Origin of the sequence: Novispirillum itersonii (assembly GCF_014205675.1) — a bacterium.
Classification (GTDB): domain Bacteria; phylum Pseudomonadota; class Alphaproteobacteria; order Rhodospirillales; family Rhodospirillaceae; genus Novispirillum; species Novispirillum itersonii_A.
Genome location: NZ_JACIIX010000003.1, coordinates 23,691 through 48,866, shown reverse-complemented (window position 1 = coordinate 48,866; position 25,176 = coordinate 23,691). Strand labels below are relative to the sequence as shown.

The following is a 25,176-nucleotide window of genomic DNA, read 5'->3' as shown; positions in this document are numbered from 1 at the left end:
ATGACCCCCGCTGCCCATACGCCTTCTGCGCTGTCTCTCCGTCAGGCCCTGTCGTTTCAGGGGATCACCACCGGTCTGATTGCCGGTCTGGTCGGGTTCGGCAGTTCTTTCGCAGTGGTGGTGCAGGGGCTTCTGGCGGTCGGGGCAACTCCGGCTCAGGCGGCCTCCGGGCTGACCGCCACCTGCCTGATGATGGGGGTGGCCGGGGTCTACTTCAGCCTGCGGCTGCGTCAGCCGATCAGTGTGGCGTGGACCACGCCGGGGGCGGCCCTGCTGGCGGCAACCGGGGTGGCGGAGGGTGGTTTCGCGGCGGCTGTCGGGGCCTTTCTGCTGGTTGGGGCCCTGATCATTCTGTGCGGTCTGTGGCGTCCGCTGGGCACGCTGATCCAGCGGATTCCGGGTTCCATCGCCAATGCGATGCTGGCGGGAATTCTGTTGCCGCTGTGTCTGGCCCCTTTTACCGCCCTGAAGGCCATTCCACTGCTGGCGGTGCCGGTGGTGGTGACATGGGCAATGATCAGTGTGTTTTCCCGCCTGTATGCGGTCCCGGCGGCGGTGCTGGTGGCGTTGCTTCTGATGCTGTTTCCGGAACTGACCGGCGGCGTGGCGGCGGCGACGCCATCCCTCAGCCCGGCGCTGTCGTTTGTGACCCCGACCCTGACCGGCAGCGCGGTGATCGGTATCGCCCTGCCGCTGTTTCTGGTGACGATGGCGTCGCAGAATGTGCCGGGGCTGGCGATTTTGGCGGCCAACGGATATCGCCCGGAGGCCCGCCCGCTGTTTATCGGCACCGGGGCCGGGTCCATGCTGTCCGCCCTTGGGGGCGGTCTGTCGATTAACCTTGCTGCAATCACCGCTGCGCTGTGCGCCGGGCCGGAGGCCTCCTCTTCGCCGGACCGTCGTTATATCGCCGCGCTGATGGCCGGTCTGACGTATATCGGGCTGGCCGTGCTTTCGGCAGCGGCGGCGGCTTTGGTCTCCCAGTCGCCGCCCCTGCTGATTCAGGCTGTGGCCGGTCTGGCGCTGATGAATGCCTTCGCCGGGGCGGCGGTGGCAGGGTTTCAGGAGATGGAGGACCGGCTTCCGGCGGTCCTGACGTTCCTGATCACCGCTTCCGGCCTGTCTTTGTGGGGAATTGGACCGGCCTTCTGGGGGCTGATCTGTGGTCTGCTGTTCCGGGCGCTGCTGCGGGCCGTGGCCGGAAAAAAGGCGGGCTGAACAGCCCGGCCTGATGAGACGCGGGACGGGAAATTCCCGCAGGATTGACAATTCGCAATGCCCTGAATTCCGCTATGGGATTAACTGCTCCTTAGAACAACCGGCCGCGCCACGGGGCGCGGTCTGGCCGGATCCGGCGGCGGGGGCCGCAGCTCCGGCGGCTTAAGGGGAGTACAGGCGATGACCTTCGAAGAAATGTTCTTCTACGGGATGTCGGGGATTGGCCTGATCATTCTGGTGACGCTCGGCCTTGGCGCTTTCGTGATCTGGAAAGCGACTCATCCGCGCGGCTGATTGCAGGACACCGTCCGGTTCCTGCCTCTCGGGGACGGATGGCGGCGCATGGGGACGGCAGCCCCATGCGCCTTTTTTCTTATGTGCTGTCAGGAACTGTCCGCTATCAGGGACTGTCCGGTATCAGGGAGTGGCCTGAAACCGTCGCCCGGTCAGGCTGGCGGCCAGCCACAGCGTCGCCAGAAGCCAGCTCTGCCAGAAACCGTACCCCATCGAGATCACCACAAAGCCGGGGATCAGGCAGGCAGTTAACAGGGCAGAGGCCCCCCGGTTGCCCCGGGTCCGCTCAATGATCGACGACAGAGCCCAGCCGAGGGTGGCGGCCGCCAGCGCGGCACCCAGCAGGCCAAAATTAATCCAGATCTGCAACGGGCCGTTATGGGGATGCAGGGGCAGGGACTCGCCGACGCTCCACACCTGTCCGGTGTGGCAACTGGCCAGAGTCACCGGGGTATGCCCGCCCGGCATGATGCGGTCAGCATCCAGCCCCCAGCCCAGCAGCGGTTTCTCCAGCACGCGTTCCGCGCCAAAGGTCCAGATCTGCATCCGGTGCATCAGGCTGGGGATGGTGTCGACCATGCAATAGACCGTGCTGTTGGCTTTGGGAGCCATCCACGGCATGGCGAGAAAGCCAAAGGCCAGAACCACCGGCAGCAGCGGCAGCAGCCGGGGCAGGGCAAACACCACACCGGCGGCGAGGAGTCCGAGCAGAATGCCGCCCATCGACGTTTCACTGGTGTGCAGAAAAACGGTGATCAGCGCGACGGCAGCCAGACCCACGATTGCCCCCCGCATCCGTGCGGGAGCAACCCGGAGCAGCAGCCCGGCCAGTGGAGCAAGAAGGATGGTCTGGAAGGCGATGCCCCGGCTGTACGGAACGCCGTTGCTGACGCTGTTGCCATGGCGGGCCCAGCCACTGAGCAGCCCGTCGGTCTTGATGTCGATCAGGGTCAGGACGGCCATGCCGACCGTTGCGGCTAACAGGGTCAGGGCGGGGCGATACAGTTCGTCATCCGATGCGGTGCGCAGCCTGAGGAAGACGGACAGACCGGCCAGCACCTCAAGACACAGAACAAGCCCCCGCTGAAACGAAGCCATCGGATCCAGCGCCCACAGTGCGCTGGACACCGCCAGCAGCAGAAACACCGGCAGCACCGGGTTGGTGCGCAGGATCCATGGAAACACCCGGCCCCGCAGCAAAATCAGGGACCATAGGCCGGCAATCGCCACCGGAATCCACACCCCTTGCGGAGCCAGCCAGGCCAGCGGGGCACACAGGGGCAGCAGCCATTCCGGGCGCAGCACGTTTTTAACAGTCATTCGGGGGCCACCCAGTAAGCAGTCAGGGCGGCAGAATGCCCGTTCACGGTGCTGCCGTCATCCGGGAAAAGGGGCGGAGGTGCCGGATCAGTTCAGGGCCTGTGGGCGGGGGTGATACCCCCCCTCTGCATCGACGACGAAATGCTTGTCAATGTCGGGATGGTCAACGGGGGAGCCGGAATCATCCAGCAGCAGGTTCTGCTCCGACACATAGGCGATGTAGGGGCCCTGCTCGTTCTCCGCCAGCAGGTGGTAGAAGGGCTGGTCCTTGCGCGGGCGGATCGCCTCCGGGATCGCCTGCCACCAGTCTTCGCTGTTGGCGAACTCGGGGTCGACGTCAAACACCACGCCCCGGAACGCGAAGACCCGGTGCCTGACCACCTGACCAATCTCGAACAGGGCTTTTCTCACCTGCATGACGACTCCGCTTGATAGGGCATGGTTTGAAGGAATGATCTTTCTGTTACATGGGCCGGAATGGTTCCTGCGCAAGGGGATACTGTCCCTCTGGCCCGGGTTTTCCCGGGTGGTCCCTGCGCTCCGGCTGGTGCTCCGGCTGGTGCTCCGGGGGGTAAGAACCGCTCCCGGAGCATCCTGACCGGTTTATCCCTTGCGGGCCTCGTCAATCGCCTTCTTCAGCACCGGGGCTTCGACCGCGCCGGGGATCAGGGTGTCACCGATCACAAAGGCCGGAGTCCCGGAAATGCCGAGGGCGGAGGCCAGTTCCATATTGGCCCGGAGCTGCTGTTCGATTTCCGGGCGCTTGGCGTCAGTCGCCAGTCTGGTGGTATCAAGCCCGGCGGTGCGGGCGGCGCTCATGATGCTGTCTTCGGTCACCGGGCCGCGGGCCGCCATCAGGGTGTTGTGGAAGGCATCATATTTGGCCTGCCCCTGCATCTTGGCGGCAAGGGCATGACGGGCGGCAACGATGGAGGCCGGGCCGAGCACCGGCAGTTCCTTCATCACCACGCGGACCTTCCCGTCCGCCTTGATGGTGTCCATCAGGCTCGGGAACACCCGCTTGCAGTAGCCGCACTGGTAATCAAAAAATTCGACAACCGTCACGTCGCCCTTGGGGTTGCCCATCACCGGATCATCGGGGTTGGACAGCAGGGCGCGGCGGTTATCCTTCAGGGCGGCCTGCTGCTGGGCCTTCTCTTCCTTTTCCTGCCGGGCCTGTAGTTCCTGCATGGCCTGCAAAACCACTTCCGGGTGTTTGATCAGGTAGTCGCGGACCACCGTCTCGATTTCCGTCTTCTGGGCATCGGAGAAGCTCTCCGCCGCCGAGGCGGTGGCGGGCAGGGCGGCACCGGCAATCAGAAAGGCGGCCGCCAGCGGGCGGAAGGAGCGGAGCATCGGGATCATCAGGCGGGGTTCTCCAGAGTGTTCCCGGAGATCCGGAAACGGGACAGGGTGAGCGGGGCATAGGATACCGCGTCCGGGGGGACGGGTCTGTTCACGGTCACGCGAACGCGGTGGCGGAAGGGGTTATTGCTTGGCGTCGTCCGGCTTGGCCTGCGTCTTGATGTCCTGTAGGCGCAGCCACAGCGGGTCACTCTGCTTCAGGCCCTTCTCGGCCTTGGCGGCCTGAAACCGGGCCTGACTGCGGTCACCGGTCAGCAGGGCATATTCGGCCATGGCATAGGCGGCCTTGGCTTCATCCCCGGCCTTGCCATAGGCGGTGCCCAGCATCCGCCAGCCAAAGGCATGGTCGGGTTCCTGCGCCAGCGCATTGCGCAGAATCGACTGGGCTTCCGTCCAGTCCGCCGGACTGTCGCTTTCCACCAGCGCATGGCCGTAGCTGATGCCGATCAGCGGCGCATTGGGGGCCAGACTGACCGCCTTGCGGTAGGATGGCAGGCCTTCGGCAATGCGGGTACTTTCGACCAGAATCTGGCCGCGCAGTTCGTAGAAATAGGGGTCCTTCGGGTATTCGCGGATCAGGCTGTCGATTTCCGGCAGGGCCTTATCCAGCTCTCCCCGCCGGTAATAGGCGATGCTGCGGGCATAACGGGCGGCGACCCCCTGATCCGACGGCGGATACTTCTGGAGGGTCCGGGCCTGAGAGTTGAGGAAGGCAAACAGTTTGGCCACCATCCGGTCATGCAGCGCCTGCTGCTGCGACGGGATGCGGATCGGGATATTTTTTTCCTCGACGTGATGTTCGATGGCGATAATGCGGTCTTCGGTCAGCGGGTGGGTGCGCACATAGGGGTCCTGCCGGGCGGCCACCAGCAGTTCCTGCCCGCGCAGGGTCTCGAAGAATTCCAGCAGGCCCTGCGCCGACAGGTTGGTGGAATCCAGCACCTTCATCGCAAAGGCATCCGCCGAGGATTCCTGAGTGCGGGAAAAGGCAAAGAAGGTCCGTTCGGCGACGCTGCCGCCCAGCGACATGGCGGCCAGACCGGCATCGGCCCGCCCGGCGGCAACCCCGGCAACCACCCCCAGTGCGGTGGCCAGCAGCGAGGTCATCATCGCCTTTTCCAGTTCCGGCCCCATGCGGGCGATATGCCCCCCGGCGATATGGCCGGTTTCGTGGGCAATGACGCCGATCAGCTGGAGCGGGGTTTCCGTCTTAATCAGCAGACCGGAATGGATGAACATCCGGTTGCCGGTGGTGACAAAGGCGTTCAGCGATGGATCATCCAGAATCCGGATCCGCACCGACTCCGGTGGAATGCCGGATGCTCGGAACAGTGGATCGGCGTAAGAGCGGATGATAGTTTCGATTTCCGCGTCGCGCAGGACCGAGGCCCCGGCAGCCTGAGCCACGCCCGGCGCGAGGATCAGGGATACCCCTGTCAGCACCGTTACCGCCAACCGCAGGACGTTGAACCGGAAGATGCGAAACGTTGAACTGAAAGTGCGCACAGCCATGACCCTCAAGGTTTCCTCTGAAAGTAGGGGCATGTTCCGTCACCGTCAACGGATGGCCCTGTCGATGGCCGGTCTGGTGATGGCGGCGATGACCCTGACCGCCTGCGGCGATCCGGCGCGGGACCTTCAGGTTGGCACCGTCGGCACCGTCAAAGGGTTCGCCGGGGGCATCGCCGCCGAGGAGCCGCGGGCGGCGCTGGTCGGCCGCAACGTGCTGTCCGCCGGGGGCAGTGCGGCGGATGCGGCGGTGGCGATGGGCTTCACGCTGGCGGTGACCCTGCCGTCCTCGGCGGGGCTTGGCGGTGGCGGGGTCTGCGTGGTGCATGACCGGACCGCCAAGGTGACGGAAGTTCTGGATTTCATGCCGCCGCCGCTGTCGGCCTCGGTGGTTGGGCTTCCGGCCGGGGCGCAGGGTACACCGGTGGCCCTTCCGGCCCTGCCGCGTGGCCTGTTTGCCCTGCACGCCAAATATGGCCGGATGCGGTGGGAAGAGGTGGTGACCCCATCGGAAACCATCGCCCGGTTTGGCGAGCCGATGTCGCGGGCTCTGGCGATGGAACTTCAGGAAGCCGGACGGGCAATTTCCCGCGATCCGCTGGCGGCCCGGGTGTTCGGAACGCCGCAGGGGGCGCTGCTGAAGGAAGGCGATAAGGTTGTTCAGACCGATCTGGCGGCGGTCCTCGGGCGGCTGCGTCAGGGCGGGCCGGGCGATCTCTACGGCGGCGTGCTGGGGCGGAATTATGTCGAAGCGGTCCGCGCTGTCGGCGGGCTGATCACGCTCCAGGCCCTGCGGGACTGGACCCCGTCGTGGGTGAAGCCGCAGACCCGTGAGATCGGCAACGAAACGCTCTATACCCCACCGGGGCCTGCTGAGAACGGTAACTTTGCGGCGCTGTGGGATGCCGCCGCCTCCGGTTCGGTTCCGGCGGCCAAGGGGCCGATTCCGACCAAGGCCGGCAGCACCGGTTTTGTGGTGGCGGACCGGAGCGGCAGTTCGGTGGCCTGCGCCCTGACCATGGTGGCCCCTTTCGGGGCCGGGCGGACCGTGCCGGGCTTCGGCATGTTCCTGACCCTGCCGGCGGATGGGGATATGATGACCCCGCTGGCCGCCGGGCTGCTGATCAACGATAAGGTCAATGAATTCCGCTATGGGCTGGCCGGGGGTGGCCTCGGGGCGCCGGAACAGGCGGCCCGGGTTGCCGTCACGCTGGAAGGGCGTGAGGCCTCCATCGAGGCGGCGCTGCCGCCGGTGGTCAATGCGCCCTCCGGTCCGGGGCGGATTGTCGGCCTGACCTGTCCGCTCGGCCTGCCGCCCTATCCGGCCTCCTGCCGGGTGGCGGTGGATTCCCGGGGGGCCGGGTACGGCCTGCTGATCGGAAAAGAAAAGTAATCCCCTCCGCCGGTGGCGGAAGGGCATAAATAACCTGTGAGGAACGTTGAGATGTCGGGGATGTCCCGCCGCGGCACGGTGCCGCCGTTTATTGTGATGGATGTTGTACGTGCCGCCACCGACCGCGAGGCGCAGGGCCTGCCGGTGTGGCATATGGAAGTCGGCCAGCCGTCTCTGGGGGTCCCTAAGGGGGTGACGGAGTCCCTGAAAGGGGTGCTGGACAGTGACGCGCTGGGCTACACCGTGGCGCTGGGCCTGCCGGAACTGCGCCGCCGCATTGCGGCCCATTACCAGCGTACGCAGGGGGTGGAGATCGACCCGCAGCGGGTGGTGGTGACCACCGGTTCCTCCACCGGCTTTATCCTTGCCTTTGCTGCCTGTTTCGAGGTCGGGGCCCGGGTCGGTCTGGCCCAGCCGGGATATCCGGCCTATCCCAGCATCCTGCGTTCTCTGGGGATTGAACCGGTCTCGATTCCGGTCGGCCCGGACAGCCGCTATCAGCCGACGGTGGAGGTGCTGGAGCGCTTCGGCCAGAAACTGGACGGCCTGATTGTCGCCAGTCCGTCGAACCCGACCGGCACCATCATGGCGCCGGAGGAATTACAGCGGCTGACCGCTTATTGCGATGCGAACGGCATCCGTCTGATTTCCGACGAGATCTATCACGGCATTGCTTTCGGCCAGCAGGCAGCGACGGCGGCCCGCTTCACCGATCAGGCGGTGCTGATCAACAGCTTCTCCAAGTATTTCTGCATGACCGGCTGGCGTCTGGGCTGGCTGGTGGTGCCGGAGCCGATGGTGCGCGGCGTTGAATGTCTGGCCCAGAACCTGTTCATCTCGGCCCCGGCCCTGTCGCAGCATGCCGGGATCCATGTCTTCGATCATATCGACGAGCTGGAGGAGCGGGTGGCGGCCTATGGCCGCAGCCGGGCCATGCTGCTGGAAGAACTGCCGAAGGCCGGGTTCAGCCGGTTCGCGCCGCCCGACGGGGCTTTCTATCTGTATGCCGATGTGGCGGACCGCACCAATGACAGCCTTGAGTTCTGTCGGCGGATGCTGGCGGAAACCGGCGTGGCTGCGACGCCGGGGGTCGATTTCGACCCGCTGGGCGGCAGTCATTTTGTGCGGTTTTCGTTCGCCCGGGACGAGGCCTCGTTGCGCGAGGCGGTGGAACAGCTGAAAGGCTGGTCCTGAGACAGGCAAACCCGAAACAGACAAAGGGGGATCCCATCGGGGTCCCCCTTTTTGGTCTGACAGAGTGCCGGAGGACGGGCTTAGCCCTGACCGGCGCGGTCCCGCAGGTCTTCCAGCCAGGTCAGGCGGTGCTCGGCGCGGGCGATTTCCTCGTCCAGCCAGTCCCCCATGTAGCCCGGTTCCCCGGTGACAGCCTTGCGCAGGTCGGCCAGACGGTTCAGGCCGGTTTCCTGGGTGTCGATCAGCAGGTCAATCTGTTCGGCCTGAATGGCCGGAGGCAGCAGATGCAGGAAGCGGAACTTCAGGGCGGTGATCAGCTTCGACAGATCGCTGGCCGGGCGCAGCGGCGCGGTCATCAGATCATGGAAGGCCTCTTCCCCGGCCGGGCTGATGCGCAGCAGGGCGTCATCTTCCATGCCTTCGCCTTCCACCGGCTCAACCAGCCCTTCATAGCGCAGCAGCTCAATCGAGCTGCCCAGAAGGTCCAGCGACGGGCCGGACAGCCGGGTGATGAACAGACGGACCGACGAGGCCAGCTGCGAATAGTGCAGGGGACCGGCGGCGATAGTCCCGAGAGTGCACAGACGCACCGCTTCACGCGGGGTCAGGGTGTTGTCGGCGAACATGGGGATCGTTTCCGTCGAAGGGGAGCTTGATCCTAATATAGGATGGATTCGCAGGACTGTCCACAGAAGATAATAAGAAGCATTATCATTTATGGTCGGATTGAACCGCCCGGGATGGGATGCCGCTTTGCCAGCCGGGACGGGTGCAGTATACCTGCCGCTACAAAAAGCCCTACAGGAGGCCGCAGGTGACCGCCGCAGAGATGTATCGCCAAATCGGACGTCGGATCGCAGGCCGGGGAACCCGGCGTCTGCCTATCATCGTTGCCACCCTGTCGCTGGCCGGAATCCTTGCCGGATGTGCTGATCCGTGGGTTGACCGCCGCCGCGAGGCCGGAAAGCCCAATACCTTTGTCGGGACGTCCACCGACAACCGCGCCATGATCTGTCATGCCGGGGCCGTGACCCCAGAAGTGCAGCGGCTGGCGGCGCAGGAATGTGCCCGGACCAAGCGGTCCCCGGTTTTCCTTGGGACCATGGCCTATCAGTGCAGTCTGACCGCGCCGAACCTGTCGGCTTTTGACTGCCGCTGACGGCGGCCCGCTGCCCGGCGATCTCTGAAACACTCAGGACTTAAAACCAGACGGGCGGCCCCGGCAGGGACCGCCCGTCTGTTCTGTCGGATGCTCTGTCATCAGGGATCCTGCCCCCGGAAGCCGGGGGCAGGGCCGTCTGATTACTCGAACTCGCCCTTCTTGGCGGCGCGCTTGCGCTCGTTCGGGTCGAGGTAACGCTTGCGCAGGCGGATCGACTTCGGGGTCACTTCCACCAGCTCATCGTCCTGAATGTAGGACAGCGCTTCTTCCAGCGACATCTTCTTCGGCGGCGGCAGCTTAACGGCCTCGTCCTTGCCGGAGGCACGGATGTTGGTCAGCTGCTTGCCCTTCAGGACGTTCACTTCCAGATCGTTGGACCGGGTGTGTTCGCCGACGATCATGCCTTCGTATACCCGGTCGTTATGGACCACGAACTGCGGGCCACGGTCGAGCAGGTTGAACAGGGCATAGGCGACGGCGTCACCCTGAGCGTTGGAGATCAGAACCCCGGTCCGGCGCCCTTCAATCGCACCCTTATAGGGGGCGTAGCTGTGGAACAGGCGGTTCATCAGGCCGGTGCCACGGGTATCGGTCAGGAATTCCGAATGGTAGCCGATCAGGCCACGCGACGGGGCGAGGAAGGTGATGCGGGTCTTGCCGCCGCCCGACGGACGCATGTCGGTCATTTCAGCCTTACGCAGGCTCATCTTCTCGACCACGGTGCCGGAGAATTCTTCATCGACGTCGACGACGACTTCTTCGATCGGCTCCATGCGGACGCCGTTTTCTTCCCGGAACAGCACGCGCGGGCGGGAGATCGACAGCTCGAACCCTTCGCGGCGCATGGTTTCGATCAGCACGCCCAGCTGGAGTTCGCCACGGCCCGCCACTTCGAAGCTGTCCTTGTCGGCGCTTTCGGTGATGCGGATGGCGACGTTGCCTTCGGCTTCGCGTTCCAGACGGCCCTTGATGACGCGGCTGGTCAGCTTGTCGCCTTCGGTCCCGGCCAGCGGGCTGTCGTTGACGGTGAAGGTCATCGCCAGGGTCGGCGGATCGATCGGCTGGGCTTCCAGCGCTTCGGTCACATCCGGGGCGCAGATGGTGTCCGACACGTTGGCCTTGGTCAGACCGGCGATGGAGATGATGTCCCCGGCTTCGGCTTCGTCCAGCGGCACGCGCTGAAGGCCACGGAAGGCGAGGATCTTGGAGGCGCGGCCCTGTTCGATCAGGCTGCCGTCACGGCCAAGGGCCTTGATCGCCATGTTGACCTTGGCACGCCCGGTGGCGATGCGGCCGGTCAGGATGCGGCCCAGATACGGGTCGGCTTCCAGGGTGGTGGCCAGCATGGAGAACGGCGCTTCCAGATCCCGCTTCGGCGGCGGCACATGGCGCAGCACCAGATTGAACAGCGGGGTCAGGTCCGTACGCTCGTCGGTGTCGAGATTCTCCACCGCCCAGCCTTCGCGGCCGACCGCGAACAGGGTCGGGAAGTCCAGCTGCTCATCGCTGGCGTCGAGGCTGGCGAACAGGTCGAAGATTTCGTCATGCACTTCGTGCGGACGGGCGTCCTGACGGTCAACCTTGTTGATCAGCACGATCGGGCGCAGGCCGAGCTTCAGGGCCTTGCCCAGCACGAACTTGGTCTGCGGCAGCGGACCTTCGGCGGAGTCGCACAGCAGAACCACGCCATCAACCATCGACAGGATGCGTTCCACTTCGCCGCCGAAGTCGGCGTGGCCCGGGGTGTCGACGATGTTGATGCGGTGCCCGTTCCAGTCAACGGAGGTGCACTTGGCCAGAATGGTAATGCCGCGCTCACGCTCCAGATCGTTGGAGTCCATGGCGCGCTCGGCCACTTTCTGGTTTTCGCGGAAGGTTCCGCTCTGCTTCAGCATGGCGTCAACGAGGGTGGTCTTCCCGTGGTCGACGTGGGCAATGATCGCGATATTGCGAAGGTCCATGAGGGTTCCAATTGGTTAAATGCGGGCCGCTGATGCGGCCCCGGGGACGCGGGCGGGCCGGTTCGGCCCGGAGAAGAGGTATCCTGAACGGCTGAACAGGCCGGAAGGGGATCCGGACAGATCAGCCAAGATGCCGTTTAACGAGGTCCGCCAGCGACACCTGCGGACGGGGACCGACGTGACTGATGCATTCGGCGGCACAGAGGCCGCCCAGACGGGCGCAGTCGGTCAGCGGTCGCCCGGTGGTCAGGCCGTGAAGGAAACCGGCGGCATACAGATCGCCGGCCCCGGTGGTATCCACCACCGCATCCGGAACATGGGCGACAACCTCGACCGTCTGGTCTGCCGTCACCACCACCGAACCGGCGGCCCCGCGGGTCAACGCCGCAAGCCCCACCTGACCGCGCACCTTTTCCACTGCTTCGTCGAAAGATGCAACCCCATAAAGATGACAAATCTCCTGTTCGTTGGCGAACAGGATGTCAACGCTGGTGGCGATCAGGTCGAGAAACTCGGCCCGGTGACGGTCCACACAAAAGGCATCAGACAGGGACAGCGCCACCTTGCGTCCGGCGGCGCGGGCGGCTTTGGCGGCTTTCAGGATCGCCTGCTTGGCGTCCGGCTGGTCCCACAGATAGCCCTCCACATAGGTGACGGCGGCATCAGCGATGACGGTTTCGTCAATATCGTCCGGGGTCATCCGGGTGCAGGCGCCCAGATAGGTGTTCATGGTCCGCTCGGCATCGGGGGTGATCAGCACCATGCAGCGGGCGGTGGCCGGGCCGTCGGTCAGGGCCGGGGTGTCAAAATGCACGCCGATGGCGCGGATATCGTGGGTGAACACCTTGCCCAGCAGGTCACCGTTGACCTTGCCGACATAGGCCACCGCCCCGCCGAGGGAGGCAATGCCCGCCGCCGTGTTGGCGGCGGATCCGCCCGAGGCCTCGATCGCCGGGCCCATGGCCTCGTACAGCGAGTCGGCGGTGGGCCCGTCAATCAGCATCATGCCGCCCTTGGCCATGCCGCGGCCGGCGAGGAAGGCGTCATCGGCATGGGCCAGAATATCGACAATGGCGTTCCCGATGGCGGCAACGGCAAAACGGGGCGTGGTCATGGCGGCGGGGTCCTGTTCATTCAAGTCTCTGAACCGCCCCACCCGGGGCCTGTGCCGGTGACGGTTCTGTCGGTCATCTGCGGGACAGGATGGCGGTGCATCGCGTGGGGCGGGACCGCTCTCTCTTCCGTCCGGCATCTTGCGGATGGCGGGGTCGCAATGCCAAATGAAGGCAGCCGGTGCAGAAGACCTGTTCAGCGGCGGCGGAGTATACAGACGGTCTAAGGTTGAACAAGGCCTGAAACAGAGACAGCAAGACCTTTTGGTCTGCTTTTTGGTTGTTTTTTTGATCTTCACCGCCAATGTGGCCGCACCGGGCGGCGCCGGGGTGATCCTGAGGCCACAAAAGACGGGCCTGAGACAAGAGGAGTGCGACAGCGTGATTGCGATGTTCTGGAAGGCTCTGTCCGACCTTGGGGATCCGGCGATCCGCAAGATGCTGGCCCTGTCGGTGGTGGCGGCGATTGTCATCTTTGCCGCCCTGTTCGGGGTGACGGTCTGGGCGCTGTCAACGGCGGCGCTGACGGCAATGCCGTGGGTGGATATGACGATTGATGTGCTGGGTGGTCTGGCGGCGGTGATGGTGGCGTGGCTGCTGTTTCCGGGGACGGTCTCGGCGTTTCTCAGTCTGTTTCTGGATACGGTGGCGACAGCGGTGGAGCGGCGGGATTACCCCGGCCTGCCTCCGGCCCGGCAGACCCCGGTCCTGACCGCCGTTTTGGACGGCCTGCGCCTGTTGGGGCTGACTGTCGGGCTTAACCTGCTGGTGCTGCCGCTGTATCTGGTGCCGGTGGTCAATCTGGCGGTCTTTGCCGTCCTCAACGGCTATCTGCTCAGCCGGGAATATTTTGAACTGGCGGCGCTGCGGCGGATGGCGAAGACCGAGGTGGCGGCCCTGCGCCGCACCCACCGGCTGCGGATCTGGGGCACCGGGATGGTGCTGGCCGGTCTGCTGGTGATCCCCGGGGTGAATCTGCTGGCTCCGATCATCGGGGTTGCGGTGATGGTGCATATGGTGCAGCGTCTGCGCCCGGCGGCCTGACCGCCTGGCCCCGTGCCTTATCAGACCCGCCCCATGTCCGGAGAGTCCGCCATGTCCCTCGCCCTGATGCCGTTTCCGCTGCTGTCCCGGCCCGAGTCGCTGCGTCCGGTTCTCCGCCGGGCGGCTGTTCTGGCGCTGTGTCTGCTGCCGGTGGCCTGTGGCGGCCCGCAGACGGCGCAGGGGCCGGATCAGCAGAATGCCTACATCATGCCGGGGGTGCCGCACCGGGCCCCGATCAAGGTGGTGCCGAAGGAAGAAGAGCTGAAAAGCCGTCCGCCTGCCACCATCAGTTCCCTGCTGGGGGAGCCGACCTATATCCGGCGGGAACAGCCTGCCGAGGTCTGGCAGTTCGTGACCGGGCGCTGTGTGCTGGATATCACCTTCTATCCTGACCGCACCGCCCCGGAAAACCGGCTGTCGAGCTGGATTGAGAGCCGTGATATGAGCGGGCGGCGGATGGCGGTGCCGGACTGTCTGAAAAGCTTTGCCGCCTCGGCGATCTGAGGCCTGTGCAGAAAAGCGGAGAGAGGGGCGGCCTGACTGTGGGCTGCCCCTCTTGACTTCGGGCAGCGGGCAGACTACCTCTTTGGCACTCGACTGTGGGGAGTGCTAAGCTGTTTAGGCTCTCCGTCGGAGTCATACTTTCAAACTGGGCAACGCTCAATTGGAGGACCCATTATGAAGTTTCGTCCGCTGCACGATCGCGTGCTGGTGAAGCGCGTTGAATCTGAAGAAAAGACCGCTGGCGGGATCATTATCCCGGACACCGCCAAGGAAAAGCCGATGCAGGGCACCGTGGTGGCTGTCGGCGCCGGCGCTCGCGGCGAAGATGGCAAGCTGATTGCTCTGGACGTCAAGGCCGGTGACACCGTGCTGTTCGGCAAGTGGTCCGGCACCGAAGTGAAGATCGACGGCGCGGATCTCCTGATCATGAAGGAATCCGACATCATGGGGATTCTGGAAGCCTAAGGCTTCCGGTCGCCTGATCGCCTCTCAACACATCGTTTTTTCAGAGGAATACTCACATGGCTGCCAAGGACGTTAAGTTCTCCACCGACGCCCGCGACCGTCTGCTGCGCGGCGTCGATCTGCTCGCCAACGCCGTTAAGGTGACCCTGGGCCCGAAGGGCCGCAACGTCGTGATCGACAAGTCCTTCGGTGCCCCGCGCATCACCAAGGACGGTGTCTCCGTCGCCAAGGAAATCGAACTGAAGGACAAGTTCGAGAACATGGGCGCCCAGATGGTCAAGGAAGTCGCTTCCAAGACCGCCGATCTGGCCGGTGATGGCACCACCACCGCCACCGTGCTGGCGCAGGCCATTGTCCGCGAAGGCGTCAAGGCCGTCGCCGCCGGGATGAACCCGATGGACCTGAAGCGCGGCATCGACATGGCGGTTGCCGCCGTCGTCGAAGACGTGAAGTCCCGCACCAACAAGATCAAGACCTCGGGCGAAGTCGCTCAGGTCGGCACCATTTCCGCCAACGGCGAAAAAGAAATCGGTGACATGATCGCTCAGGCGATGGAACGCGTCGGCAACGAAGGCGTGATCACCGTCGAAGAAGCCAAGGGCCTGACCACCGAACTCGACGTCGTCGAAGGCATGCAGTTCGACCGTGGCTACCTGTCCCCGTACTTCGTCACCAACGCCGACAAGATGATCGCGGATCTGGAATCCCCGTTCATCCTGCTGAACGAAAAGAAGCTGTCCACCCTGCAGCCGCTGCTGCCGGTGCTGGAAGCGGTCGTGCAGTCCGGCAAGCCGCTGCTGATCATCGCTGAAGACGTCGAAGGCGAAGCGCTGGCCACCCTGGTGGTCAACAAGCTGCGTGGCGGCCTGAAGGTTGCTGCCGTGAAGGCCCCGGGCTTCGGTGACCGCCGCAAGGCGATGCTGGAAGACATGGCCATCCTGACCGGTGGGACCGTGATCTCCGAAGATCTGGGCATTAAGCTGGAAAGCGTCACCATCGACATGCTTGGCACTGCCAAGAAGGTGACCATCTCCAAGGAAGAAACCACCGTCGTTGACGGTGCCGGTTCCAAGGCTGACATCGAAGCCCGCTGCAACCAGATCCGCGCTCAGATCGAAGAAACCTCTTCGGACTACGACCGTGAAAAGCTTCAGGAACGTCTGGCCAAGCTGGCCGGTGGCGTTGCGGTGATCAAGGTCGGCGGTGCTTCGGAAGTCGAAGTGAAGGAACGCAAGGACCGCGTTGACGACGCCCTGCACGCCACCCGCGCTGCGGTGGAAGAAGGCATCGTCGCCGGTGGTGGCGTCGCCCTGCTGTACTCCGTCCGCGCCCTGACCAACCTGAAGGGTGCCAACAACGATCAGGACGTCGGTATCGAAATCGTCCGTCGTGCTCTTCAGGCTCCGGTCCGTCAGATCGCTGAAAACGCCGGTACCGATGGTGCCGTCGTCGCTGGCAAGCTGCTGGAACAGAGCGACGTCAACTTCGGCTTCAACGCCCAGTCCGGTCAGTATGTCGATATGATCGCCTCCGGCATCATCGACCCGACCAAGGTCGTGCGTACTGCCCTGCAGGACGCCGCTTCGGTCGCCGGTCTGCTGATCACCACCGAAGCCATGATCTCCGAACTGCCGGAGAAGAAGGATGCTCCGATGCCGGGCGGCATGGGCGGCATGGGTGGTATGGGCGACATGGGCTTCTAATCGGCTGCGGGCTCCGGCATCAGCCGGGGCCCACCCCGATCAGGGCCGTGACGCATTCCGCGTTACCCCAAAGTACAGAGAAGGGTCATCCCGATGGGATGGCCCTTTTTTGTGTCCGGGCCGGGCCTATCGGGTTGGCTGAGAGAACGGAGACATGTGCAGGGTCTTCAGGCCGGCATTGAAGCGGTCGCGCAACCGCTCGCCTTCCGCCGTCGGGCGGAAACAGACGTGCAGTGTCTTCATCTCCAGACTCTGCGGGGATGCCACCAGAAGATCCGCCGAGGGACGGAGATCGGCCTCGGACTGGATCAGGAAGTGAAAGACCGCCAGATCAATAACGGCGGCATCAATGCGGCGGCCGAGCACCTTGCGCAGGTTGGTGGCATCATCCATGGCGGTTTCCGCCTGCAACTCCCCGAGGCGCAGCAGGGCGTCCAGCGCATCCGTATTGATGTAATCCTGCACCACCCCCAGCCGGACCCCTTTCAGGTCGTGCAGGGTTGACCAGCGGACCGGGGTGTCCACCCGGTGGACCAATCCCAGCGGTCCCTGACCGATCGGGTCACTCAGCAGGCACAGGCCGTTCATCTGGGGGGAGGCATATTCCGGGAAGTAGCCATGGAAGCCCGGATCTTTCAGGCCGACCCGGATCGCCCGCCGCCACGGCAGGACGGTGGAGGACAGGGTGATGCCGCTGGCCGACAGGGCGGACCGGACCACCGTCTGCAGGCTGCCCGGCTGCGGGCGGGCGCTGGTGTAGGGCGGCCAGTCCAGTGTTGCCAGCCGGATGCTCTCCGGTGCTTCCGGCGTGTCCGGTGCCGGGAGAGGCCCGGCCGCAACCGCAGGAGTGCCGCCCAGCAGGCCCGTCAGTGACAGGGCCAGCAACGCCCGGCGGATCCGGCGACGGTGGCCGGACCGTGAGACGGGAAGAGAAGCCGCAGATGGCGCCGCAGCCATGGTGATGCCCCCTGCTGTGGCCCGACCGTGAAGGATGCTGGACCTTTTCTGACAGTGTCAGAGTAAACCATTTCTCCGTCCACCGGGTTTATAAGCGTGTGACGATGTGCGGGCCGGACCGTCCGTCAGGGGGAATGCGCAGGGGGATCATCCGAAGAGATCTGACGGTAGAAATCAGACGGAGACAGGCCGAAGTGGCGGCGGAACATCGCCGAAAAGGCGCTTTGGCTGGAATATCCACAGTTCAGGGCAATCTCGATGCCTTTTTTACCGGCGGCGATATCCCGCAGGGCCGACAGCAGCCGGGCCTGCTCCCGCCATTGGGCGAAGGTCATGCCGGTTTCCTGCGAAAACAGCCGGTGCAGGGTCCGTTCGGCCACCCCGATCCGTGCCGACCATTCCTGCGCACCGGACCGGTCAGAGGGGTGATCGATCAGGGATTGGCAGAGCCGCTGCAGATGCGGGTGCCCCGGCATGGGCAGGTGCAGGCCAACGGTGCCGGAGGCCCGCAGCTCATCGACGATCAGCCAGACCAGCCGCTGGTTTCTGGCGGTCGGGGGCTGATTGCGGGGCACCCGCACCGCTTCCACCAGAAGCTCCCGCAGCAGGGGGGAAACGTTGATGACGCAGGGGTGCCCCGGCAGGTCTGGGAAGATCTGCGTGTCAATATAGGCGGTCCGCATATCCACGGCCCCGGACATTTTCACGGTATGGCGCAGTCCGGCCGCCATCCACAGGGCGCGGTTGGACGGCACGACCCATGTCCCGGCCTCTGCCTGAATGACCATCACCCCCCGGATCGCATACAGCAGCTGCCCCCACGAGTGAGAATGCCAGCCGGTGGACGATCCGCCGGGCCAGGCACTTTCGATGGCCACCAGAGGCAGGGGCTGATCCTGAAAAATCTCGTGCGGGTCTGTGGGGGCTGTCGACATGGCAGAAACTCTACAACAGTTGGCAGAAGGGAGCGAGACGGCCATTTCTGCCTTTTCTATACTGCTGCCCATTAGAGTGGTTCCAGTCACGGCGGAGTCTCCCGGTTCTGACTGGTTCCCGTTCCTTGTCGTCCGGACGTATCCCATGACAGCGAAAGCAGCGGTTCTCGAGTCCACGGATGTCCTGTCGGTTCCGGCGCAGGCCGGGCCGGAGAAGGGCACCTTCTATGTGCGTATTGTCGGCGCGGCGGCGGTGGCGCATCTGCTGAATGACATGATTCAGGCGATGCTGCCGTCGATCTTCCCGATGCTGAAAATGCAGTTTGCCCTCAGCTTCAGCGAGATCGGCCTGATTGCCCTGACCTATCAGATTACGGCCTCGCTGCTCCAGCCGTGGGTCGGGCTGTATACCGACAAACATCCGATGCCGTATCTGCTGCCGTCGGGCATGCTGATGACCCTGCTGGGGATCGTGCTGCTGGCGACGGCGGACAGTTATACCATGCTGCTGGTAGCCTCAGCGGTGGTGGGTGTCGGCTCAGCGACCTTCCATCCGGAGGCTTCGCGGGTTGCCCGGATGGCGTCCGGCGGGCGGTTCGGGACCGCGCAGTCGACCTTTCAGGTCGGCGGGAATACCGGGTCGGCGATTGGTCCGCTGTTGACGGCCATCATCGTGATTCCATACGGGCAGCATGCGGTGGCGTGGTTCTCCGTCGCCGCCGTGGCAGCGATCTGGGTGCTGTTCCGCCTGACCGGCTGGACGCTGACCCACGGTCAGGCCCAGCTGAAGGGACTGGCCGGGAAGAAAGGGGAAGGATTGGGCCGCCGTCAGGTCATTCAGGCGATTGTGGTGATCTGCGCGCTGGTCTTCGCCAAGTTTGTCTATATCGCGTCGCTGACCAACTACTTCACCTTCTACCTGATTCAGCGCTTTGGCCTGAGCACACAGGAAAGTCAGATCCTGCTGTTTGTCTTTCTGGCGTCTGTGGCGGTCGGCACCTTTGTCGGCGGACCGGTGGGGGACCGGATCGGGCGCCGGGCGGTGATCTGGATTTCGTTCCTCGGCGTTGCTCCGTTCGCGCTGGCGCTGCCCTATGCCAATCTGTTCTGGACAGCGGTGCTGGCCAGTACGGTGGGGCTGATCATGTCATCGGCTTTTGCGGCGCTGGTGGTCTATGCGCAGGAAGCGGTGCCGGGCCGGGTCGGGTTGGTGTCCGGGCTGATGTTTGGCCTGATGTTCGGCATCGGCGGCCTTGGGGCGGCCGGGCTGGGGCAACTGGCCGATCAGTACGGCATTGTCTGGGTCTATACGCTGACCTCGTTCCTGCCGCTGCTGGGGCTGGTGACGGTGTTCCTGCCCAAAACCGGGGCAGGGCGCTGATCATGCCGGAACAGTCAGGCCAAACAGGTCGTTGACGCCGGGACCGGACAGAAAGCGGATGCCTGCCTGTCGGGCGGCATCCGCCAGCTCTGCGCTACCGATGCCATGGCAGTAGGCTTTCAGGCGGTGCTGTTCGCTGCGGCTGACCAGATCCTCGAAGTAGCCGCCGACCGCTTTCATCGGCCACGGCTTGCCTTTCAGGTCCAGCGCAATGCCACTGTAATTGCAGGAGGCGTAAAGCCGCAGGTCCTGCGTCTTCGGGGCGATCCGGGCGGAATAGGTCAGGCAGAACGGATAGAGCAGAAGGGCGATTTCATCGAGGTGACTCATGGCCTGATCCCCGGTGATGTTCACCACTTCAAAAATCAGGGCTGAGGTCAGATGCCGGGCGTGAGACCGGCAGAAGGTGGTGAACAGCGAGGCGGTCTCCCGGTGATGCAGCAGGGCGGCATTGACCGGGATGATGCACTTCACGTCCGGGGCCAGCTTGAGAAAACCGGGAATCTTCTCGACGGCGGTTTCCAGTGTCAGCAGCATGGTCCGGGCAATCGGATCCCGGCCGCTGAGGTCATAGGTCCCGACCGCCAGAAGCTCCTCGTCCTCGACCGGTCGGACGGTGCGGTCAACGCCGGTCGGGCGGAAGTAGAGGGTGTTCACCACATCATGGCGGGTGTCGAAAACCGGGATCGGCTTCAGGTCAAATCCTTTGCGGGCCGCATCGTCATACAGAGTGCCGATCTGCTGGGCGAGGGTCTCTAACTCGGGCATCCGCTGCGTTCCGGTCTTGGGATGGTTTCTTTACTTCTTTCTCATATCCCGAGTTGCTGATCAGACCAAGATCATATCTGTTCCGGTGATACGGAAGCGCTGGACATTGGCGGGCGGGGCCGTCATGCTGCCACTATACCAACTGGTAGGTATGGTGACAGCATGACTCAGTCGCTCCCCCGGCATTCCGGCGCCCTTGTCCTGTGGCTGACCGCTTTGCCCCGTGCTTTGCCGGGGTTTGCCGCCACCTTTGTCGGGATCGGGATGGGGCGGTTCTCCCTGACGCCTCTTGCCCCCCTTCTGGTGGCGGAACAGTGGCTGGGGCCACAGGACGCCGCCCATGCTGCGGCCCTGATGCTGGCCGGATATGCGGTGGGGGCCCTGACTGCCGCTCCGCTGGCCCGTCTGTTTGGCACGGACCGCTGTCTGTGGACCGGTCTGATGGTGACCGTTCTGGCCCTGATGGCGACGGCTCTCAGCCCGGATGCCACCGGACAGGCGCTTGGCCGGGGCATCACCGGCATCACCGGGGGCCTGCTGATGGTGCTGGGGCCGAGTTCCATCCTGCGCGCCACAGCGGCGGCGGAACGGCCAGCCGTCAGCGCCATCATCTATGCCGGAATCGGTCTGGGCATTGCCCTGTCGGGTATGGTGATCCCGACGGTTGCCGATGCGGTGACAGCCAGCTGGCTGATTGCCGCAGCCGCCCTGATCGGGGCCTTGCCGGGCTTCCGGCGGGGGCTGCCGCAGCCCGCTCCGGTGACCGCAACGGCGGTGGAGCCCGGCGGGCGCTGGTCCGGCCTGCGCATGCCGCTGCCGGTCCTGCTGCTGACGCTGGCCTATGGCCTCGATGCCATCGGCTATATCCCCCACACTGTCTACTGGAGCAGCTATATCGCCCGGGAGCTGGGGCTGGGGGTCAGCAGTGGCGGCGGGCAATGGGTTCTGTTCGGCACCGGGGCGGTGCTGGGGGCACCGGTGGCGGGGCTGGTGGCGGGCCGGATCGGGTTTCAGCGTGCGGTGCCGCTGGCCTTGCTGCTGAAGGCTGCCGTGGTGGCCCTGCCGCTGGTCAGTGATGCCGGTCTGGCGCTGGCCGTGTCCAGTGTGCTGGTCGGCCTGCTGGTTCCGGGGGTGGTGGCGCTGATGTCCGGTCGGTTGGCCGGGGTGACCGAACCGCACCGCCTGACCGGGCAGTGGGCGTTGATGACCGGCATTTTCGCTCTGTTTCAGGCCGGAGGCGGGGCCCTGCACGCGCATCTGTTCACGCTGACCGGCAGCTACCGTCCGATGTTTCTGGTGGCGGCGCTGGCGCTGGCGGCGGGGGCTGTCGTTGCCGCCCTGCCGGTGGGGCGGCGTTTGGGCGGGCACTGACCGGTCCTGCTGTCCTGTTTGTTTTGCTATTCTTTTTTCTCTCTTATCCCGGAGTCTAAGCCGTGATTCTGTATGCAAGCCCCCTGTCCCCCTTTGCCCGCAAGGTGTCCATCGCTGCCGCCGAACTGGGTGTGGCCCTGACGGCGGTTGATGCCATGCCACTGGACAACCCGCCGGAGCTTCTGGCCGCCAACCCGCTGGGGAAAGTTCCGGCCCTGCTGACCGGGGATGGGATGGCCCTGTTTGACAGCGCCGTGATCGTGCAGGCGGTCAATGAGATGGGTGGCGGCGGCCTGCTTCCTGCCTCGGGTCCGGCCCGCTGGGCCGCCCTGCGCGATGAAGCGCTGGCCGATGGCATCTGCGAGGCCGGGGTTGCCCTGAACGGGGAAAAGCGCCGCCCGGCGGAACAGCAGTCTCCGCTGTGGATGGACCGTTACCGTAATGCGATCCTGCGGGCGCTGGATGTGGCGGAAGCGGCGGTTCCGGCCACCGGGGCGCCCCTGCCGTTGCCGGCCATCGCGCTGGTCTGCGCCCTTGATTACATTGATTTCCGCCATCCGGAACTGGCCTGGCGGACCGGGCGTCCGGCCCTGACCGCCTGGTGGGAGGGCCTGAAGGATCATCCGGTGGTCAAGGCGACCAAACCGGCCTGAGGACCGCAGCGGCGGCATGCCCCCTCCGGTCCGGTGCCGGAGGGGTTTTTCTGGAGTCTGAGGAAGAAGGTGGGGCCGTGAAGCCTGAAACCGGTACACAGCATGGATCCTCCCGGCGCCGCCTGCTCAACGCGGCCAAGGATCTGCTGTGGCGGCAGGGATATGAGAAAACCAGCCCGCAGGATGTGCTGACCCTCAGCGGGGTCGGGAAGGGCAGTCTCTATCATCATTTTCCCGGGAAGCTTGATCTGGCACGGGCTGCCTTGGAGGAGGTCAGCGCTGAGCTGACCGAAAAGTCCCTGAGCCTGCTGAGCGGGGATGATCCGCCGCTGGAACGCCTGCGTCGCTGGTTGATGACCCCCCGGGATGGCCTGATGGGCTGCCGGATCGGGCGTCTGGCCAACGAGAGCGCGGTGTTCGAGGCCGCCCTTCATGATCCCATCGCGGATTATTTCCGGGCGTTGGAACAGCGGGTCACGGCGGTGATTGCCGAGGCAGTGGAAACCGGGCATCTGCCGGACAGTCTGCCTCCGGTGGAAACGGCACGGGCACTGATGTCGGTCGTTCAGGGGGGCTATATCCTCAGCCGGGTCCATCAGGACCCGACGCTCTGCACCAATGCCTGTCGTGGGGCGATGGCGATGCTGGAGGCTCTGGCGGGATCCCGGTCCGCTCCCTGACCGGTATCCGTTTCAGATGAAACCTTTATTGGTCTGACCGATAAGAGATGTACAAAGGCAGTGGCTTCACTACACTCGACGGACCGGTCCGCCGGGGGGAGGCCCGCCGGATCATCAAAGTCAGGCCCAAGGCCCGTTCATTCAGGGAGGATTTTCAGTGTCGAACCTGCTGTGGCAACCGTCGCCGGAGCGCATCAGCGCCGCCAACATCACCGCCTTCATGCAGACCATCAATGCGGCGCATGGCACTGCGTTGTCCGACTATGAAAGTCTCCGGCAGTGGTCGGTGGAGAATATCCCGGCCTTCTGGAATACCGTTTGGGATTTCTGCGGCCTGATCGGCGACCGTGGGGCGGTTGTGGTTGATGACGTGACCCGCCTGCCCGGGGCGAAGTGGTACCCGGATGGGGCGGTCAATTACGCTGAAAACCTGATGAAGCCGCGCGATCCGGCAGCGGAGGCCTTTGTGTTCTGGGGTGAAACCAAGGTCAAGCGCCGCCTGACCTTCGGGGAAACCACGCAGACCGTTGCGCGGATTCAGGATGCCCTGAAGGCGCTGGGGATCGGCAAGGGCGACCGCGTCGCCGCCTATATGCCCAATATGCCGGAAACCATGCTGTACATGCTGGCTGCCACCGGTCTGGGGGCCATCTGGTCCTCGGCCTCCCCGGACTTTGGCGTGCAGGGGGTTCTGGACCGGTTCGGCCAGATTGAACCGAAGCTGCTGCTGACCGTTGACGGTTATTTCTACAACGGCAAATCCCATGACATCCGCGATAAGGTCCGGGATATCGCCGCAGAGATCCCCAGCCTTCAGGCGGTGGTGGTGGTGCCTTATGTGCAGGAGGCCGCCGACCTGTCGGCGATTGCCAAGGCGGTCTCGCATGATCAGTTCGTGGCGGCCTCGGCCTCCGATGTGCCGCAGTTCCTGCGCCTGCCGTTTGATCACCCGCTGTTCATCATGTTCTCCTCCGGCACCACCGGGGTGCCGAAGTGCATTGTCCACAGCCATGGTGGCACCCTGCTCCAGCAGGTGAAGGAACATGTGCTGCACTGTGATGAGAAGCCGGGCGACCGGGTTTTCTACTTCACCACCTGCGGCTGGATGATGTGGAACTGGCTGGCGGCCTCGCTGGCGGCGGGGACCACCCTGATGCTGTACGACGGCTCCCCGTTCTATCCGTCCGGGGACATCCTGTTCGACTACTGTCAGGAAGAACGGTTTACCCTGCTCGGCACCTCCGCCAAGTGGATTGATGCGGTGAAAAAGGCCGGGATGGTGCCGAAGGACAGTCACGATCTGTCCAGCGTCCGGGTGATCACCTCCACCGGGTCGCCGCTGGTGCCGGAAAGCTTCGATTATATCTATGAGGCGGTGAAGCAGGACGTACAGCTGGCCTCGATTTCCGGCGGCACCGATATTCTGTCCTGCTTCATGCTCGGCAATCCGGTCTCGCCGGTCTACCGGGGGGAAATCCAGTGCCGGGGCCTTGGAATGGCGGTGGAGGTCTTCAACGACGACGGGCAGCCGGTGGCCGGGGAAAAAGGCGAACTGGTCTGCACCAAAGCGTTCCCCTCGGTGCCGGTCGGCTTCTGGAACGATCCGGGCGATGTGAAGTTCCGGGCCGCTTATTTCGATCAGTGCCCGGGGGTATGGACCCATGGTGACTGGATTGAGCTGACCCCGACTGGCGGGATCATTGTCTATGGCCGGTCTGACGCCACGCTCAATCCGGGCGGGGTGCGGATCGGGACCGCTGAAATCTACCGTCAGGTGGAAAAGCTGGATGAAGTGGTGGAGTCGCTGGTGGTCGGGCAGGACTGGGACAATGATGTCCGGGTGGTTCTGTTCGTCCGCCTGCGCGACGGCCTGACCCTTGATGCCGCCCTGACTGACAGAATCAGGAAGGTGATCAAGGATAACTGCACCCCGCGCCATGTTCCGGCCAAGGTGGTGCAGGTGACCGATATTCCGCGGACCAAATCCGGAAAGATCGTGGAACTGGCGGTGCGCGAGGTGGTGCATGGCCGTCCGGTGAAAAACAAGGAAGCGCTGGCCAACCCGGAAGCGCTGGAGCTGTTTGCCAACCGGCCGGAACTTCAGTCCTGAGGACGACTGTTCCGGGAGCGGTTTTGGTTTTTTGGGAATAACAGGTGGGGCGGCCTCTTCGGGGGCCGCCCTTTTGT

General features: G+C 64.5%; 23 protein-coding genes. 13 read left to right on the top strand and 10 right to left on the bottom strand.

The window, feature by feature from the left end; translation table 11 throughout:
• Positions 1-1,218 (top strand): benzoate/H(+) symporter BenE family transporter, encoded by a 1,218-nt coding sequence (locus FHS48_RS05285; RefSeq protein ID WP_221443383.1) that lies wholly within the window; start codon positions 1-3, stop codon positions 1,216-1,218.
• 417 nt (positions 1,219-1,635) lie between these two features.
• Here the strand turns inward: FHS48_RS05285 and FHS48_RS05280 are convergent, their stop codons facing one another.
• From FHS48_RS05280 to FHS48_RS05265, 4 genes are all read right to left on the bottom strand, one after another.
• Positions 1,636-2,832 (bottom strand): O-antigen ligase family protein, encoded by a 1,197-nt coding sequence (locus tag FHS48_RS05280; protein ID WP_184262124.1) that lies wholly within the window; start codon positions 2,830-2,832, stop codon positions 1,636-1,638.
• Positions 2,833-2,919: 87 nt separating this feature from the next.
• Positions 2,920-3,249 (bottom strand): heat shock protein HspQ, encoded by a 330-nt coding sequence (gene hspQ / locus FHS48_RS05275; RefSeq protein ID WP_184262122.1) that lies wholly within the window; start codon positions 3,247-3,249, stop codon positions 2,920-2,922.
• 186 nt (positions 3,250-3,435) lie between these two features.
• The gene (locus FHS48_RS05270; protein ID WP_260402355.1) at positions 3,436-4,197 is read right to left on the bottom strand and encodes a DsbA family protein; all 762 of its coding nucleotides are present in this window, start codon (positions 4,195-4,197) and stop codon (positions 3,436-3,438) included.
• Between the two features lie 123 nt (positions 4,198-4,320).
• Positions 4,321-5,709, bottom strand: a complete 1,389-nt coding sequence (locus FHS48_RS05265; RefSeq protein ID WP_221443382.1) for a M48 family metalloprotease — start codon at positions 5,707-5,709, stop codon at positions 4,321-4,323.
• A 31-nt stretch (positions 5,710-5,740) separates the two neighbouring features.
• Between FHS48_RS05265 and FHS48_RS05260 the strand changes: the two genes are divergently transcribed.
• Together FHS48_RS05260 and FHS48_RS05255 are read left to right on the top strand one after the other, a co-directional pair.
• Positions 5,741-7,099 (top strand): gamma-glutamyltransferase, encoded by a 1,359-nt coding sequence (locus FHS48_RS05260; RefSeq protein ID WP_184262120.1) that lies wholly within the window; start codon positions 5,741-5,743, stop codon positions 7,097-7,099.
• Between the two features lie 51 nt (positions 7,100-7,150).
• Positions 7,151-8,293: a pyridoxal phosphate-dependent aminotransferase gene (locus FHS48_RS05255; protein ID WP_184262118.1), complete on the top strand. Its 1,143-nt coding sequence runs from the start codon at positions 7,151-7,153 to the stop codon at positions 8,291-8,293.
• 80 nt (positions 8,294-8,373) lie between these two features.
• Here FHS48_RS05255 and FHS48_RS05250 read toward each other — a convergent pair whose 3' ends face one another.
• Positions 8,374-8,919 (bottom strand): hypothetical protein, encoded by a 546-nt coding sequence (locus tag FHS48_RS05250; RefSeq protein WP_184262116.1) that lies wholly within the window; start codon positions 8,917-8,919, stop codon positions 8,374-8,376.
• Between the two features lie 188 nt (positions 8,920-9,107).
• Between FHS48_RS05250 and FHS48_RS05245 the strand changes: the two genes are divergently transcribed.
• Positions 9,108-9,452, top strand: a complete 345-nt coding sequence (locus FHS48_RS05245; protein WP_184262114.1) for a hypothetical protein — start codon at positions 9,108-9,110, stop codon at positions 9,450-9,452.
• 143 nt (positions 9,453-9,595) lie between these two features.
• Here FHS48_RS05245 and typA read toward each other — a convergent pair whose 3' ends face one another.
• Both typA and FHS48_RS05235 read right to left on the bottom strand, forming a co-directional pair.
• On the bottom strand, positions 9,596-11,416 hold the full coding sequence (gene typA / locus FHS48_RS05240; RefSeq protein ID WP_184262112.1) for a translational GTPase TypA: 1,821 nt from the start codon (positions 11,414-11,416) through the stop codon (positions 9,596-9,598).
• Between the two features lie 121 nt (positions 11,417-11,537).
• Entirely contained in the window at positions 11,538-12,530 is a 993-nt protein-coding gene (locus FHS48_RS05235) for an adenosine kinase (RefSeq protein ID WP_184262111.1), read from the bottom strand.
• Positions 12,531-12,918: 388 nt separating this feature from the next.
• Between FHS48_RS05235 and FHS48_RS05230 the strand changes: the two genes are divergently transcribed.
• The 4 genes from FHS48_RS05230 to groL all read left to right on the top strand — a co-directional run bounded on the left by FHS48_RS05230 (position 12,919) and on the right by groL (position 16,244).
• Positions 12,919-13,572: an EI24 domain-containing protein gene (locus tag FHS48_RS05230; RefSeq protein WP_184262585.1), complete on the top strand. Its 654-nt coding sequence runs from the start codon at positions 12,919-12,921 to the stop codon at positions 13,570-13,572.
• A gap of 51 nt (positions 13,573-13,623) precedes the next feature.
• Positions 13,624-14,076 (top strand): hypothetical protein, encoded by a 453-nt coding sequence (locus FHS48_RS05225; RefSeq protein WP_184262109.1) that lies wholly within the window; start codon positions 13,624-13,626, stop codon positions 14,074-14,076.
• A 174-nt stretch (positions 14,077-14,250) separates the two neighbouring features.
• The gene (gene groES / locus FHS48_RS05220) at positions 14,251-14,541 is read left to right on the top strand and encodes a co-chaperone GroES (RefSeq protein ID WP_019646755.1); all 291 of its coding nucleotides are present in this window, start codon (positions 14,251-14,253) and stop codon (positions 14,539-14,541) included.
• 56 nt (positions 14,542-14,597) lie between these two features.
• Entirely contained in the window at positions 14,598-16,244 is a 1,647-nt protein-coding gene (groL, locus tag FHS48_RS05215; protein WP_184262107.1) for a chaperonin GroEL, read from the top strand.
• A 126-nt stretch (positions 16,245-16,370) separates the two neighbouring features.
• Here the strand turns inward: groL and FHS48_RS05210 are convergent, their stop codons facing one another.
• Both FHS48_RS05210 and FHS48_RS05205 read right to left on the bottom strand, forming a co-directional pair.
• Positions 16,371-17,201, bottom strand: coding sequence for a substrate-binding periplasmic protein (locus tag FHS48_RS05210; protein WP_184262105.1), 831 nt, complete (start codon positions 17,199-17,201; stop codon positions 16,371-16,373).
• A gap of 125 nt (positions 17,202-17,326) precedes the next feature.
• The gene (locus FHS48_RS05205; protein ID WP_184262103.1) at positions 17,327-18,136 is read right to left on the bottom strand and encodes an AraC family transcriptional regulator; all 810 of its coding nucleotides are present in this window, start codon (positions 18,134-18,136) and stop codon (positions 17,327-17,329) included.
• Between the two features lie 145 nt (positions 18,137-18,281).
• Here FHS48_RS05205 and FHS48_RS05200 point away from each other — a divergent pair, with 145 nt between their 5' ends.
• A complete protein-coding gene (locus tag FHS48_RS05200; protein ID WP_184262101.1) occupies positions 18,282-19,517 on the top strand; it encodes an MFS transporter in 1,236 nt (411 codons plus the stop codon).
• Here the strand turns inward: FHS48_RS05200 and FHS48_RS05195 are convergent, their stop codons facing one another.
• Positions 19,518-20,285, bottom strand: a complete 768-nt coding sequence (locus FHS48_RS05195) for a hypothetical protein (RefSeq protein ID WP_184262099.1) — start codon at positions 20,283-20,285, stop codon at positions 19,518-19,520.
• Positions 20,286-20,447: 162 nt separating this feature from the next.
• Between FHS48_RS05195 and FHS48_RS05190 the strand changes: the two genes are divergently transcribed.
• From FHS48_RS05190 to FHS48_RS05175, 4 genes are all read left to right on the top strand, one after another.
• Positions 20,448-21,656, top strand: a complete 1,209-nt coding sequence (locus FHS48_RS05190; protein ID WP_184262097.1) for a YbfB/YjiJ family MFS transporter — start codon at positions 20,448-20,450, stop codon at positions 21,654-21,656.
• Between the two features lie 62 nt (positions 21,657-21,718).
• The gene (locus FHS48_RS05185; RefSeq protein WP_184262096.1) at positions 21,719-22,309 is read left to right on the top strand and encodes a glutathione S-transferase N-terminal domain-containing protein; all 591 of its coding nucleotides are present in this window, start codon (positions 21,719-21,721) and stop codon (positions 22,307-22,309) included.
• A gap of 77 nt (positions 22,310-22,386) precedes the next feature.
• On the top strand, positions 22,387-22,989 hold the full coding sequence (locus FHS48_RS05180) for a TetR/AcrR family transcriptional regulator (RefSeq protein WP_184262094.1): 603 nt from the start codon (positions 22,387-22,389) through the stop codon (positions 22,987-22,989).
• A 157-nt stretch (positions 22,990-23,146) separates the two neighbouring features.
• Positions 23,147-25,099 carry an acetoacetate--CoA ligase gene (locus FHS48_RS05175; RefSeq protein ID WP_184262092.1) on the top strand — a complete coding sequence of 651 codons (1,953 nt, stop codon included), beginning with the start codon at positions 23,147-23,149 and terminating at the stop codon, positions 25,097-25,099.
• Positions 25,100-25,176: the final 77 nt, after the last annotated feature.